This window comes from Colwellia sp. BRX10-3, assembly GCF_014077505.1.
Taxonomy (GTDB): domain Bacteria; phylum Pseudomonadota; class Gammaproteobacteria; order Enterobacterales; family Alteromonadaceae; genus Cognaticolwellia.
Map to the genome: position 1 here is coordinate 1 of NZ_JACGWA010000036.1, position 565 is coordinate 565.

Sequence of the window (565 nt, forward strand, 5' to 3'; positions counted from 1 at the left end):
TTATTAACAGGCGATATTCCCATTAACAACAGCTTGGTATTTATAATTTATGAACAACAGCGCGACACCGTGTTCATCATATAAATACCGGTATTTATATCAGCTTTCCAGATTGTTAAAGAACTTGTCATTCACACGCATTCGGTGGTGACTTGGTTAAAAACCAAACTTAAAGTAGCTTAAATAAAGCATAACTTAAGTTTGGTCTTTCAATTCTTAGTGAAGAAGATTGGTAGGTCTGGGCAGACTTGAACTGCCGACCTCACCCTTATCAGGGGTGCGCTCTAACCAGCTGAGCTACAGACCTGCATCGTATCAAACTGAGATACTACATAATAAGTGGTGGAGCTAAGCAGGATCGAACTGCTGACCTCCTGCGTGCAAGGCAGGCGCTCTCCCAGCTGAGCTATAGCCCCTTATTATGCTAGGGTTTACGTTTTCTTCTTCTAATTTGTTATCATGTAATTTGTGTGAACACTCATGAAACGCAAGCGCTTCCATTAAGTTGTTTTACTTCAAGATAAGGAGGTGATCCAACCCCAGGTTCCCCTAGGGTTACCTTGTT

The 565-nt window shown here is 41.8% G+C and carries 2 tRNA genes; both read right to left on the bottom strand.

Features of this window, described 5'->3' with window-relative positions:
* Positions 1-230 precede the first annotated feature (230 nt).
* Positions 231-307: transfer RNA gene (locus tag H4J38_RS16900), tRNA-Ile, on the bottom strand.
* A 33-nt stretch (positions 308-340) separates the two neighbouring features.
* Positions 341-416 (bottom strand) — tRNA-Ala (locus tag H4J38_RS16905).
* Between the last annotated feature and the right edge of the window lie 149 nt (positions 417-565).